This is a genomic window from Streptomyces melanogenes (genome assembly GCF_014649795.1).
Lineage (GTDB): Bacteria > Actinomycetota > Actinomycetes > Streptomycetales > Streptomycetaceae > Streptomyces > Streptomyces noboritoensis.
On record NZ_BMTS01000002.1, the window covers coordinates 249,889 to 263,316 of the forward strand.

Consider the following 13,428-nt stretch of genomic DNA (forward strand, 5'->3'; position numbering starts at 1 on the left):
CAGTGTGCCTCAGTCGGGCGTGGCCGGGGCCCGTCCGCTCAGGCCGGATCGTCGGCGAGCTCCGCGACTCCCGTGATCCGGTGCAGGGGGTACGTGCGGACCTCGTCGGCCGTGTGGTCGTACGCCGTCACGAAGCCGCCCTCCACCCGCACCGGTGCGATCACCCGCTGGCTGGCGGCGCCGTCCGCGTTGACGTAGCCGATCCACAGCGCCGAGCCGGTCATCACGGCGGCCTGGACCGTGGCCAGGGTCTCGGCGGCGGTGGTGCGCGGCAGCCCGCCCGGCTCGGCGGGGGCGGTGTGCGGCGCCTCCTTGCGTACGACCGTGGCGGCCTCGTCGCCCGCCCGGATCGCCCGGACCGCCGCGCCGAGCAGCGTCTCGTCGGGCAGCGGCGGGCCCTCCGGCACGGGGGCGGGGGCGGTACGGGGCGGGGTGCGGCGGGTGTCGGCGCGGGTGATCACCACATCGCCCTCGGCGGACTCGGCGGCCGGGGCGTAGCCCATCGCGCGCAGGCCTTCGAGGAGGGTCGCGGGGTCGGCCTGGGCGGCCAGGACCGTCGGGGCGAGCCGGCGCAGCCGCAGCCCGGCCGAGCGCTTGTCCGCGACGATCTCGTCCAGGAGCGCGTCGTCGTCGCAGCGTACGTACGCCGAGGCGGCGCCGACCCGGAGGTGGCCGTGGCGGCGGGCCACGTCGTCGATGAGGTAGCTCAGCGGCTGGGGCACCGGCGTGGTGCTGTGCGCGGCCAGGAACGCGTGCAGGTCGGAGGCCGCCTGCCCGGCGTCGAGGGCGCGGCGCACCGAGGCGGGCGTGAACCGGTAGACGGTCGCGCCGCCCTTCGACTCGATGTCCGCGAGCACGTTCAGCGTCGCGGCCAGCGGGCGCCGCAGCGGGCCGGGCGCGACGGCGGTCAGGTCGGCCTGGAGCAGGACGTGGTCGACGGGCTCGGGCAGGTGCGGCGCGAGCGCGGCGGCGGCCGCGAGGCCGAGGATCGGGGTGGTGGTGCTCGTACGGGAGGGGCCGCCCGTGGCGAGCAGCTCCCGGCCGTGCGCGGCCAGCGCGCCCCGGCCGGTCACGCCCAGCAACTCGGCCTCCGTCAGCGTCCATTGGGCCAGCTTGGGCCGCAGGTCCTCGGGGCCGGTGCGGGTCGGGTGCTCCCAGTGCAGCCGGGCGAGCAGCGTCTCCGGGTCGGGCGCGGTCCCCTCGGGCAGCCGCGCGAGCAGCGCGAGCACGCGGTGGCGCACCTCCGGGGCCGGGGAGCGGTCCAGGTCGGGGCCGAGAGCGGCCAGGGTGCGGGCGCGGGCGTCCTGACCGCCGACCAGACCGGGCGTACGGGTCGCGGTGAGCCAAGCGGCGGCCAGCCGCGACCACCGCTCGGCGGGCGGCAGGTCGAGCCAGCTGTCGTATGCGGGGGTAGGCGCGTACCGCTCGTCGGCTTCTCCGTCCGACGCCAACAGCCCGGCCGTGTAGGCGAGTTCGAGCCAGAAGGCGGCGGCCTGCTCGGTGGTGTCGAGGGCGGCGGCCGTCCGCTTCAGGTCGCGCACGCTCAGCCCGCCCGCGCGCAGCACGGCGGGCCCGCCCTCGTTCCACTCGGCCAGCAGGTCCTCGACCATGGTCAGCGCGGTCAGCGCCTGACCGGCGGCGGCCGAGTCCACCACCTGCGGCCGGTACTCCTTGGCCGGCGCGACGGCGGGCGCCACCGGCTCGGGCGCCCGGTGTGCGCGCCCGGCGCGTAGGTGCAGGGCGACCTCGCGCGGCAGGACGACCGTGCGCGCGGAGGTCGGCAGCAGCAGCCCGTGGTCGCGCAGCCAGCGCACCGGCGGCGCCGGATCCGCCGACACCTCTCCGTACGGCGGCCCCCACACCAGCCGGTCGAGCACCGCGAGCGCCTCCGGCGGGGCGGTGTCCAGGAGCGCCGACATCCGCGCCCGGTCGGTGACCAGCGAGGTCAGCGCGGCGACGGCGGAGACGGGGTCATGGGTGGCGGGCAGCTGGGCGGCCCGCAGGATCTCCTGCACCCGCCCCGGCGACATCCCGGCCGTGGCCTCGGCGACGGTCGGCCCGAGGCCGGTGGGCGAGGGGTGCGTGGGGGAGGGCGCGAGCAGCTCGCGGGCGGTGCGCACGAGCCGCAGCCGCTCGTCCGACCCCCACACCAGCGCCTGCTCCCGCAGCCCCGCGAGGGCCCCGGGCAGCGCGCTCTCCACCGCCGTGTCGCCCTCGTCCCCCGCCAGCAGCGCGAGCAGCACGGGATACGGCGCCGGGTCCGGCGCCACGGCCAGTGCCTGCGCGGTCTGGAGCGCGAACCGGTCCAGCCGCTCAAGCGCCCGTACGACCGAGGCCCGCGTCCCGGCCCGGGTGGCCAGCTGGGTCAGGTCGTTCGGTACGGGAGTGAGCAGATCGGGCCGGGCGCGCAGCAGCGCGGCGAGGGAGGCGTCGGGGCGGGAGCGGAGGGCTTCGGCGAGGGTGCGGGGGGAGGACGTGGGGGTGCCACGGTGCTCGGCGGCGGCCGCGCCGGTCGTTCCGCCCGCTTCGCCCGTTCCGCCCGCTCCGGTCGTTCCTTCGGACACGTGCGCCTCCTGGTCGCGCTCGCCGGTCCCCATCCGCCCCACGGTAGCCGCTGCGCGCTACCGTCAGGGCAGGGAGGCGGCGGCGGGCCCCGGCGGGACCCGGCCGGGGCACGGAGGGGAACGGTGTGGGGATCGAGAGCGACCAGCTGGTCTACGACTATCTGAGCCGGGTCGGCGACCTGGCCCAGCAGCGGCAGCTGCCCTCGGCGGCACGGATGCGGCTGGTGTCCACGCTGCGCGACGAGATCGACCGCAGACGGGCGAAGTTCGGCAGCGACTCCCCGGCGGCGGTGCGCCGGATCCTGGGGCGGCTCGGTACTCCGGACGAGGTGGTGGAGTCCGTCGCGACGCACGGCGCGTACGAGGCGCCGGCGGAGGTGGAGACGGCGGTGCGCGGGGTGCCGGGGCAGCGGGACGGGGGCCGGGGGCGCCGCGTCCAGCTCCCGCAGTTCCCGCGCCCGCGCGCGTCGTCGCCCGCGCCGCCCCCGCCCCCGTCACAGACGGCCGCGTCCCCGCCGCACCTGGCGGGGATGGACGAGCTCGGCCCGTCGGACGGCGAGCCGGACTGGTGGCGGATCGAACCGGGGCCGATGGGCGGGATGCCGGGGGAGTCGGTGGCGGGGTTCGTGGGCGGGGTGGAGATTCCGGAGATACTGCGGCCGCCGGAGGAATTGGCGGAGCGCGCGGAGAAGGCGGAGCCCGTGGAGGCTCCGGAGACCTCCGAGACCGAGGAGGAGCCCCCGCCGCCCCGGGGCCCGAACTGGCGGGCCCTGCTCCCCGGCGCGAGCACGACGTCCTCCCGCCGTTCCCTGGCGAACCCGCTTCTGCTGCTGGCGGCCGCGCTGCTGGTGGTGGGCGCGGTCCTTGGCAACTGGCTCGCGCTCGGCGGGGGCTGGCTTCTGGCATACGTGTCGCGCCGCCTCACTCCTGCGGAGACGAAGTGGGCGGTGTTGGGGTTGCCGTCGCTTGCGGTGGTCGGGGGGTTGGTGTGGTTGTGGGGGCGCCAGAACGAGCGGTGGGGTGCGCCGATCGCTGAGGGGGCGATGGGGGATGCGGTGGCGGGGGTGTGGCCGTGGGTGGTGCGGGCCGCTGCGCTGTCGTCGGCGGCGTTCTTGACGTGGCGCTCGCAGCGCCAGCGCTGAGTTTCCCCCACCCCGCCCCTTCCCGAAAGCCCTCTGGCGGGCGGCCGGATGCTTCGTCTGCGGACCGTGCTGGGTCGCTCGCGCAGTTCCCCGCGCCCCTAACTACCTAGGGGCGCGGGGAACTGCGCGACCAGTTGGGGACGGTCCGCAGCCGAAGAACCAGGCCGCCCGCCAGAGGGCTTTCGGGAAGGGGCGGGGTGGGGGGCTCACCCCACAATGGGGGCATGGCTTCGCGCACAGTCGGGTTCGACCTCGACATGACCCTCATCGACTCCCGCCCCGGCATCCACGCCTGCTACCGCCGCCTCGCAGAGGACACCCGCACCCACATAGACGCCGACGCGGCAGTCAGCCGCCTCGGCCCCCCACTGGAGTGGGAGCTCAGCCACTGGTTCCCCGAGGACCGCATCGCGGAAATGGCGGCCCGGTACCGCGAGCTGTACCCCACGTACGCCATCGAGCCCACCACCGCCCTTCCCGGCGCCGCCGACGCGATCCGCGCCGTCCAGGAGCTCGGTGGCCGCGCCATCGTCGTGACCGCCAAGAACCGGCCGCAGGCCGCCCTGCACCTCACGCATCTCGGCCTGGAGCCCGACGAGCTGATCGGCGGGCTGTGGGCGGAGGCCAAGGCCGAGGCACTGCGCGCGCACGACGCCTCGGTGTACGTCGGCGACCACACCGGAGACGTACGCGGCGCCCACACCGCGGGCGCCCTCTCGGTGGCCGTACCGACCGGCCCCATCGGCGCGGACGAGCTGCGCGCGGCCGGCGCGGACGTCGTCCTCGCCGACCTCACGGAGTTCCGCCCGTGGTGGAAGACCTACGCACGGACGACGGGCTAGCCCGCCGCGCTCTCCGCCCGGCGTTGCGTCCGTACCGACGTCACCACGCCCGCCCCGGCGATCAGGAAGCCGACGCCCATCAGCATGCACACCGCGTACGCGATCGGCGGGAACGGCGACGTGTGCAGGAACAGCGGCGCCACCGTGACCAGCGTGGCGAGCGCGCCGACGAAGAAGACGATGACACCGGCGCGAACCAGCCGGTCCCCGGTGTTCGACTCGTTCCTGGCCGAATTCGCTTGGGTTTCGTTACTCACTCGGTCAGGGTAGTTCCCTGCCCGTAAGGACCCGCCGGGACGTCTTGTCAGCAGCCTCTGGACCATTAGCCTTGGTGTCGGCGGGTCCGAAGGCGACCCGCTGCAGTGCTATCCAGAGCCGTTTTCGCGGCGATCCCGAGCACCCGACGACGAGTACGAGGACGAGGACAGACGTGCCTACCGGCAAGGTCAAATGGTTCAACAGCGAGAAGGGCTTCGGCTTTCTCTCCCGCGACGACGGCGGTGACGTCTTCGTCCACTCGTCCGTGCTCCCCTCCGGGGTGGAGACGCTCAAGCCCGGCCAGCGCGTCGAGTTCGGTGTGGTCGCGGGCCAGCGCGGTGACCAGGCTCTCTCGGTGACCGTCCTCGACCCGGCTCCCTCGGTCGCGGCCGCCCAGCGCCGCAAGCCCGACGAACTGGCCTCCATCGTCCAGGACCTGACCACACTGCTCGAGAACATCACGCCGATGCTGGAGCGCGGCCGCTACCCCGACAAGGCGGCGGGCAAGAAGATCGCCGGACTGCTGCGGGCGGTGGCGGACCAGCTCGACGTCTGATCCACGAAGCCGGGCTAGTCCACGAAGCTGAGCGCGTCGCGGCCGAGCGGAGGCACGAGCCCCTCGGCCGCGGCCCGCGTCAGCAGCCCGCGCACCGCCGCGTAGCCGTCCTCGCCCAGGTCGTGGGTGAACTCGTTGACGTACAGCCCGATGTGCTGGTCGGCCACCGCCGGGTCCATCTCCTGGGCGTGCTCCCGTACGTACGGCCGGGAGGCCTCCGGGTCGTCCCAGGCCATGCGGACGGACGTCCGGATGACCTCGGCCAGCTCGCGCAGCCGCGCGGCGCCCAGCGAGCGGCGGGCGATGATCGCGCCCAGCGGGATGGGCAGCCCGGTCGTGGACTCCCAGTGCTCGCCCATGTCGGCGAGCGAGTGCAGCCCGTACTCCTGATAGGTGAACCGGGCCTCGTGGATGACGAGTCCGGCGTCCACCTTGCCGTCGCGCACGGCGGGCATGATCTCGTGGAACGGCATCACGACGACCTTGCCGACCCCGCCGGGCACCACGTCGGCGGCCCAGAGGCGGAAGAGCAGATAGGCCGTGGAGCGCTCGCTGGGGACGGCGACGGTCTTGCCGGTGAGGTCCACGCCCGGTTCGCGGGTCAGGACGAGCGGGCCGCAGCCGCGCCCGAGCGCGCCGCCGCAAGGCAGCAGCGCGTAGTCGTCGAGGACCCACGGCAGTACGGCGTACGACACCTTCAGGACGTCGAAGTCGCTCTCGGCCGGACCCCGTTCGGCGATGCCGTTGGTGATGTCGATGTCCGCGAAGGTGACGTCGATGTCCGGCGCACCCGGGACGCGGCCGTGCGCCCAGGCGTCGAAGACGAACGTGTCGTTGGGGCAGGGCGAGTAGGCGATGCGCAGCGGCTCAGTCATGACCGTTCCAACTCTCCAGTACGGGCGGGAGCTTCCCGAAAGCGTCGGTGAGTGCGCCCAGCGCGTCCCCGATCCGCCAGGCGGAACGGTCGCGGGGCCCCACGGCGTTGGAGACCGCCCGGACCTCCAGGACGGGCACCCCCCGCTGCGCGGCCGCCTCGGCGACCCCGAACCCCTCCATCGCCTCGGCGGCGGCCCCGGGGTGGCGGGCGGCGAGTTCGGCGGCGCGGGCGGCGGTGCCGGTGACGGTGGAGACGGTGAGGACGGGTCCGTACGCCGCGCCGGTGGCGTCCGCGACCGCCCGTCCGAGTTGCCGCGGCGGCAGGTGCGCCGAGCGCCCGAACCCGAGCGCCTCGACATCCAGATAACCGTCGGGCGTGTCGGCGCCGAGGTCGGCGGCGACGATCCGCGAGGCGACGACGAGGGAGCCGACGGGTGCGAGGGGCTGGAACCCGCCCCCGATCCCGGCGGAGACGACCAGGTCGTACGGGGTGAGGGCGAGCGCGGTCGCGGTGGTGGCGGCGGCCGCGGCGGGGCCGACCCCGCCCGCGAGGACGTCGAAGCCGGCCGGGCACGCCCTCGTGACCGCGTCCCGTTCGGCGGGGACGGCGGTCACGACGAGGACGCGCATGTCAGCCGTTGTCGTGCTTGAGCGTGAATCCCCACACGGCCTTGGGCTTGTTGTCCTTGTTGACCTGGATGATGTTGATCTTCCGGGTCTTCGGCGCGGCGCTCTGGCCACCGGTCGCGAACACGTCCGCGTTCGGGAACGAGCGGTAGGTGGTGCCGATCGGCTCGCTGAAGATCGGCGAGCCGTCCAGCAGCGCGAGCCACTTGTCGCCGTGCTCCACCACGTCCGGGTCCACGCCCAGACGCAGGGTCGAGCCCGGCGAGTAGTCGATCGACTTCGACGTCTTGACGCTGCTGAGGCAGGTCGTGACCTTCTCCTCGGTCAGCACCTTGCCGTCGTTGCGGCAGGAGGCCTCGGCGTTCACCGAGCTCGTCCCGACCGTCACGGTCGCGAGGGGCGTCGGCTTGTCGCAGGCGGAGAGGGCGAGGAGGCCGACGGAGACAGCGCCCAGGGCGATGCCGGCCCGACGGGCCTTACCAGAGGTGAACGCAACGGTCATGAGCCGAAGGCTATCGGTCCCCCGAGATCACGCCACGCGCGGGTGTGGCGTGCCGCGCCGCGCGGAGCTCAGCAGCCCTCGTACGGACGTGGCCGCGCCGACCGCGAGCAGCCCCGCCGCGACCGACATCCCGACCACGCCGTTGAGCGGCAGCACGATCCCTATGGCGCCGCCGAACACCCACGACATCTGGAGCACGGTCTCCGAGCGGGCGAACGCGGAGGTCCGCACCTCCTCGGGCACATCGCGCTGGAGCATCGCGTCGAGCGACAGCTTCGCCAGCGCCTGGGTGAACCCGGCGGTCGCGCCGAGCACCGCCATCAGGACCCCGCTGAAGAACGCGGCCGCGCACACCGCCGCGCCCAGCGCGGCCGTCAGCGCCATCACGATGATGATCTCCGGGCCCCGGGAGCGCAGCAGCGAGCCCGCGGCCGTGCCCAGCGCGTTGCCGACGCCCGCCGAGACGCCGACCACGCCGAGCGAGACGGCGGCGCTCTGCCCGGCCAGCGGGTGCTCGCGCAGCAGGAACGCCAGGAAGAAGATCAGGAAGCCGGAGAGGGAGCGCAGGGCGGCGTTGGCGATCAGCCCGTTCTGCACGGACGCGCCGACCGTGCGCAGCCCCGGTTTGCGGGCGCCGTGCACGACCAGCTGGGCCTTGCCCTCGCCCTTGGCCGAGTCCACCTTGTGGTCGAGCGTGAACGCCAGGAAGGTGCCCGCCACGAAGACGCAGAACGCCCCATAGAGCGGCCACTGGGGCCCGACGTGCTGGAGCCCCGCCCCGATCGGGGCCGCCGCGGCCGTCGCGAGCAGCCCCGCGAGTGTGACTCTGGAATTGGCTTTGACCAGCGAGAACCGTGGTGGCAGCAGCCGTGGCACGACGGCGCTGCGCACCACTCCGTACGCCTTCGACGCCACCAGGACGCCCAGGGCCGCCGGATACAGCTCAAGGCCGCCCGTCGCCACCGCGCCCGACATGGTGAGCGCGAGCAGCGCCCGCGCCAGCATCGCGCCCGCCATCGCGGCGCGCCGGCCGTGCGGCATCCGGTCGAGCAGCGGGCCGATCACGGGGGCCAGGAGGGTGAACGGGGCCATCGTGATCGCCAGGTACAGCGCGACCCGGCCGCGGGCCTGGTCGGTCGGGACGGAGAAGAAGACCGTGGACGCCAGGGCCACGGTGATCATCACGTCGCCCGCGCCGTTCACCGCGTGCAGCTCGATGAGTTTGCCCAGGCCCGACTCACCGGCGCCGTGCGCGTGGGTCGCCCTTCTGATGGAACGGGCGGTGCCCGTGAAGGGCAGGTGCAGCGCTCGGCCGACCGTCCGCCCCGCCCTGCGGAGGGGACTGGCCTTGTCGGTGGACCTTGCGGTAGCCACGCAGTCATAGTGCCCCAACCCCGTACGACCATGACGTACCGACGGGGATTCGGACCGGCAGGTGGGCCACGGGCCGGGAAGGGGGTAGCGTGACAGGCGCGCCGCCCGCGGCTGCTCATGGCCGCGCGCCTCTCCGCGATCCCGCAGAATGGATGGCGAAAGGCGCGCCCCTGATCAGCTCACGGCCCGGGCGCGGACGTCGACGCGGCCCCCTGGTCCGCTCCGTCCGCGACTCGTACGTACGCGGTCCCCGGCGCACCCGTGAGACGGCGTAGGAGAGAAGCGAGACCTGTGAGTGCTGCGACGACGCGAAGCCGTACCCCCGACCGCCTGTGCGCCGAAGCGGTCGACCTCGCCCGGGAGGCGGCCGAGGAGGCCGCGCACCCCGGCGTGGTCGGAGAGCACGTATCGGCGGTGGCCGAGGGCGACCGGGTCGTCACGCACTTCTTCGAGTGCAAGGAGCCGGGGTACCGGGGCTGGCGCTGGGCGGTGACCGTCGCGCGGGCCTCCCGCGCGAAGCTGGTCACCCTCGACGAGACGGTCCTGCTGCCCGGGCCCGACGCGCTCCAGGCGCCCGAATGGGTGCCGTGGAGCGAGCGGCTGCGCCCCGGTGACATGGGTCCCGGCGACCTGCTGCCCACCGAGGCGGACGATCTGCGCCTGGAGCCCGGCTACAGCGGCGAGGACGCCCCGCCGCCGAACTCCGCGGTCTCCGAGGAGATGGCCGAGCGGGTCGAGGCGGAGGACGCGGAGCTGGTGTCCCGTCCCGGGACCTCGCGCGGTTCGATCGCGGCGCTGGCCGACGAGCTCGGCATGCGCCGGGCGCGCGTGCTCTCGCGGTACGGCCTGCACGCGGCGGCGGACCGCTGGGACGAGTCGTTCGGCGCGAAGACGCCGATGGCGCAGGCGGCCCCGGCCTCCTGCGTGACCTGCGCCTTCCTGGTCCCGCTCGCCGGGTCCCTCCGGCAGGCCTTCGGCATCTGCGCGAATGAGTTCGGTCCGGCGGACGGGCGTGTCGTGTCGCTTTCGTACGGCTGCGGTGGCCACTCGGAGGCGGCGGTCATGCCGAAGCCGCCGAAGCCGGCGGCGCCGGTCCTGGACACGCTGGGCGCGGATGCGCTGCCCCTGCGGCCTGCTGCGGACAGTGGGTCTGTGGAGGCGGCGGGGGACGAGGGCTCGGAGGACTTGGGCCACTCGTGAGCCCGGGGGGTTTGAGGCCCCTCCCCGCCCCTTCCCTAAACCCTCCGGGGGTGCTCGTGCGGCTGCGGACCGTAGATGGCTGGTCGCGCAGTTCCCCGCGCCCCTGACATGCGCCCCTTCGGGGCGCCCCAGGGGATTGCCGCGCAGCGGCATCTTCAGGGGCGCGGGGAACTGCGCGAGCAACCCAGCACGGTCCGCAGACAAAGTCGGGGCCCGGGGCGGAGCCCCGGCGGGGCCGGGGCCGGGCGCCGGAATCCTCGACGCGGTACCTTCGGGCCGCAGGGTTTCCGATGGTTGTGGACGGAGTGCGCGTGATCGTGAAGGCGACGGCGGTCGAAGGTGCCGACCCCTTCGGGACGGGGCGGCTCCGACGCGGGGTCATCGACGCCTGGGCCACCACCCCGGCCCGCTTCCGCGAGGACGCCAACGCCGAGGAAGACCTCGCCCTGGGCGGATACAGGGACCGGCTGGTCGTCGAGCTTGCTCAGAATGCCGCCGACGCCGCCGCACGGGCGGGCGTCGAGGGACGGCTGCGGCTCACCCTCCACCCCGGCGCCCCCGGCGAACAGCCCGTCCTCGCCGCCGCCAACACCGGCGCCCCCCTGGACGCCACCGGCGTCGAATCCCTCTCCACCCTCCGCGCCTCCGCCAAGCGGCGCGACGCCGGCACCGCCGTCGGACGGTTCGGCGTCGGGTTCGCCGCCGTGCTCGCCGTCAGCGACGAACCCGCCGTCGTCGGCCGCACCGGCGGGGTGCGCTGGTCGCTGGCCGAGGCCCGCGACCTGGCCGCCGAGGCCGCCCGGTTCAGCCCCGGCCTCGGCGACGAACTGCGCCGCCGCGACGGCCACGTACCCCTGCTGAGGCTCCCGCTGCCCGCCGAGGGCACGGCACCCGACGGGTACGACACCGTGGTCGTGCTGCCGCTGCGGGACGAGCCCGCCGAGGACCTCGTGCTTCGGCTGCTCGCCGCCGTCGACGACGCCCTGCTGCTCACCCTCCCCGGCCTCGTCGAGGTCATCGTCGAGACCCCCGACGGCTCGCGCGTGCTGCGCCGCTCCGAGCACGACGGGTACGTCCACATCGACGACACCCGGGACGGGCTCAACCGCTGGCGGGTGGAGAGCGCGAGCGGCGCCCTCGGCGCCGAACTCCTCGCCGACCGGCCCGTCGAGGAGCGGCTGCGCCCCCACTGGTCGGTCACCTGGGCCGTGCCGGTCGACCTGGACGGCGCCCCCCAACGACCCCGCACCGCCCCCGTCGTCCACGCCCCCACCCCCACCGACGAACCCCTCGGCGTCCCCGCCCTGCTCATCGCGTCGCTCCCGCTGGACACCGCCCGGCGCCACCCGGCGCCGGGGCCGCTGACCGACTTCCTGGTGGAGCGCGCGGCCGACGCGTACGCCCGGCTGCTCGCCGACTGGCGGCCCGTGTCGACCGGCACCGTCGACCTCGTGCCCGGCCCGCTGGGCCGCGGCGAGCTGGACGGGGCGCTGCGCGCGGCGATCCTGGAGCGGCTGCCCCGGGTCGCCTTTCTCGCCCCGGCCGTGCCGTCCGAGGAGCTGCCCGCGCTGCGGCCGTTCGAGGCCGAGGTCGTGGAGGGGGCGGGCGCCGACACCGTACGGGTGCTGGCGGAAGTCCTGCCCACGCTGCTGCCCGCCGGACTTGAGCGCCGCGCCGAGCTGCGGACGCTCGGCGTCGGCCGGCTGCCGCTCGGGGACGCCATCGAGCGCATCGGGGGCGCCGAGCGCGCGCCCGAGTGGTGGTACCGGCTCTACGACACCCTGGCCGGCGTCGACCCCGACCGGCTCTCGGGTCTTCCGGTGCCGCTCGCGGACGGGCGTACGGCCATCGGGCCCCGGCAGATCCTGCTGCCCTTGCCCGACACCCCCGCCGACCTCGGCCGCCTCGGCCTGAAGGTCGCGCACGCGGACGCCACGCACCCCCTGCTGGAGAAGCTGGGCGCCCTCCCGGCCACGCCCCGGGCCGTCCTGACGACTCCTCAGGTACGGGCCGCCGTCGCCTCCTCCCTCGACAGCGGGGAGATCTGGGACGAGGACGCGCTCGACGCCGACGAACTCGCCGAAACCGTACTGGCGTTGGTGCGCGACGCGGCCCTTGAGCCCGGCGACGAGCCGTGGCTCGGCGCGCTCGCCCTGCCCGACGAGGACGGCGAACTCGCCCCCGCCGGCGAACTCGTCCTGCCCGGCAGCCCCTTCGCCTCCGTCATCCGCCCCGGCGAGCTCGCCGAGGTCGACGCGGAGCTCGCGGGCCGCTGGGGCGGGCAGCCGCTGGCCGCCTGCGGCGTCCTGGCGACGTTCGCCCTGGTCCGGGCCACCGACGTGGTCCTCGACCCGGACGAACTGGAGCCCCGCGACGGCGACTTCGCCGAGCCCGACGACGCCGGGCTGCTCGACGCGGTCGACGTGTGGTGCGAGGACGTGCTCGACCGGCTGCCGCACACGCCCGTACCGCCGGTGGCCACCGAGATCGTGGCGGTACGCGACCTCGACCTCGTCGACGACGACGCCTGGCCGCAGGCCCTCGCCATGCTCGCCCAGCCGCCGCTGCGGGACGCGCTGACCCAGCCCGTACGGATCCTGCTGCCGGACGGTACGACGGAGACGGTCCGGCCGTACACGGCGTGGTGGCTGCGCGGCCACCCCGTCCTCGGCGGGCGCCGCCCGGCGGGTCTGCGGGCGGCCGGGTCCGATCCGCTCCTGTCCGGGCTCTACGAGTCCGCCGACGCGACCGGGTTCGACGACGAGCAGGTGCTTCGGGCTCTCGGTGTACGTACGTCGGTGGCGGCGCTGCTCGACGAGCCCGGCGGCGCGGCCGAGCTGCTCGCCCGCCTCGCGGATCCCTCCCGCCCGGTCTCGGACGCCCAACTCCACGCCCTGTACACGTCGCTGGCCGACCTCGACCCCGAGCAGGTGACGCTGCCGGACGAGCTGCGGGTGGTGCTCGACGGGGCGGTACGGGTCGTGGACGCGGCCGATGCGGTGGTGGCGGACGCGCCGGATCTGCTGCCGCTGGCGTCGGGGGTGCCGCTGCTGCCGGTGGCCCCGGCGCGGGCCGCGGACCTTGCCGACCTGCTTCAGGTCCGTCGTCTCGGTGAGTCGGTGACGGCGGAGGTGACGTCGGTCGGGACCGAGCATGAAGTCCCCGAGGCGGTACGGGTTCTGCTGGGTGCGGCGACTCCTTCGACGTACGTCGAGCACGAGGAGCTGTTGGCGGGCGGGGTCGAGCTGGACTGGCGCCGGGCCCCTGACGGGGTGCTGCACGCGGCGACCCTGGAGGGGGTCGCGGCGGCGCTCGCCTGGGCGGCGGGGCAGTGGCCCCGGCGGTTCGAGGTGGCGGCGCTGTTGGAGGACCCGTCGCGGACGGGGGAACTGGCGCGAGCGCGCTGGTTCGACTAGGGGGGAGGCCCCCACCCCGCCCCTTCCCTAAACCCTCCGGGGGTGGGTGGGTGGTGGAGGCCCGTCTCCCG

At 75.0% G+C, this 13,428-nt stretch carries 11 protein-coding genes; 5 read left to right on the forward strand and 6 right to left on the reverse strand.

Features of this window, described 5'->3' with window-relative positions:
* Positions 1-38: 38 nt before the first annotated feature.
* On the reverse strand, positions 39-2,597 hold the full coding sequence (locus IE252_RS05155) for a helicase C-terminal domain-containing protein (RefSeq protein ID WP_190088084.1): 2,559 nt from the start codon (positions 2,595-2,597) through the stop codon (positions 39-41).
* 92 nt (positions 2,598-2,689) lie between these two features.
* On the opposite strand from IE252_RS05155, the gene IE252_RS05160 reads away from it, so the two are divergent.
* Together IE252_RS05160 and IE252_RS05165 are read left to right on the forward strand one after the other, a co-directional pair.
* A complete protein-coding gene (locus IE252_RS05160) occupies positions 2,690-3,706 on the forward strand; it encodes a hypothetical protein (protein ID WP_190088085.1) in 1,017 nt (338 codons plus the stop codon).
* Positions 3,707-3,930: 224 nt separating this feature from the next.
* Positions 3,931-4,548: an HAD family hydrolase gene (locus IE252_RS05165; RefSeq protein WP_190088086.1), complete on the forward strand. Its 618-nt coding sequence runs from the start codon at positions 3,931-3,933 to the stop codon at positions 4,546-4,548.
* On the opposite strand, the gene IE252_RS05170 is transcribed toward IE252_RS05165, so the two are convergent.
* The gene (locus IE252_RS05170; RefSeq protein ID WP_101388874.1) at positions 4,545-4,805 is read right to left on the reverse strand and encodes a hypothetical protein; all 261 of its coding nucleotides are present in this window, start codon (positions 4,803-4,805) and stop codon (positions 4,545-4,547) included. The genes IE252_RS05165 and IE252_RS05170 overlap by 4 nt on opposite strands.
* A 173-nt stretch (positions 4,806-4,978) precedes the next feature.
* Between IE252_RS05170 and IE252_RS44120 the strand changes: the two genes are divergently transcribed.
* Positions 4,979-5,362 (forward strand): cold-shock protein, encoded by a 384-nt coding sequence (locus IE252_RS44120; RefSeq protein WP_067162767.1) that lies wholly within the window; start codon positions 4,979-4,981, stop codon positions 5,360-5,362.
* A gap of 14 nt (positions 5,363-5,376) precedes the next feature.
* Here the strand turns inward: IE252_RS44120 and IE252_RS05180 are convergent, their stop codons facing one another.
* The 4 genes from IE252_RS05180 to IE252_RS05195 are packed head-to-tail and all read right to left on the reverse strand — an operon-like array spanning position 5,377 to position 8,741.
* Positions 5,377-6,237, reverse strand: coding sequence for a 1,4-dihydroxy-6-naphtoate synthase (locus IE252_RS05180; protein WP_190088087.1), 861 nt, complete (start codon positions 6,235-6,237; stop codon positions 5,377-5,379).
* Positions 6,230-6,868, reverse strand: coding sequence for a futalosine hydrolase (locus IE252_RS05185; RefSeq protein ID WP_190088088.1), 639 nt, complete (start codon positions 6,866-6,868; stop codon positions 6,230-6,232). The genes IE252_RS05180 and IE252_RS05185 overlap by 8 nt, the downstream gene beginning before the upstream one ends.
* A gap of 1 nt (position 6,869) precedes the next feature.
* Positions 6,870-7,367: a DUF2771 domain-containing protein gene (locus tag IE252_RS05190; RefSeq protein ID WP_229848007.1), complete on the reverse strand. Its 498-nt coding sequence runs from the start codon at positions 7,365-7,367 to the stop codon at positions 6,870-6,872.
* Between the two features lie 27 nt (positions 7,368-7,394).
* On the reverse strand, positions 7,395-8,741 hold the full coding sequence (locus tag IE252_RS05195; protein ID WP_190088089.1) for an MFS transporter: 1,347 nt from the start codon (positions 8,739-8,741) through the stop codon (positions 7,395-7,397).
* 291 nt (positions 8,742-9,032) lie between these two features.
* On the opposite strand from IE252_RS05195, the gene IE252_RS05200 reads away from it, so the two are divergent.
* Both IE252_RS05200 and IE252_RS05205 read left to right on the forward strand, forming a co-directional pair.
* A complete protein-coding gene (locus IE252_RS05200; protein WP_190088090.1) occupies positions 9,033-9,941 on the forward strand; it encodes a DUF3027 domain-containing protein in 909 nt (302 codons plus the stop codon).
* Positions 9,942-10,258: 317 nt separating this feature from the next.
* Complete coding sequence (locus IE252_RS05205; protein ID WP_229848048.1) at positions 10,259-13,357, forward strand: sacsin N-terminal ATP-binding-like domain-containing protein; 3,099 nt, start codon at positions 10,259-10,261, stop codon at positions 13,355-13,357.
* Positions 13,358-13,428: the final 71 nt, after the last annotated feature.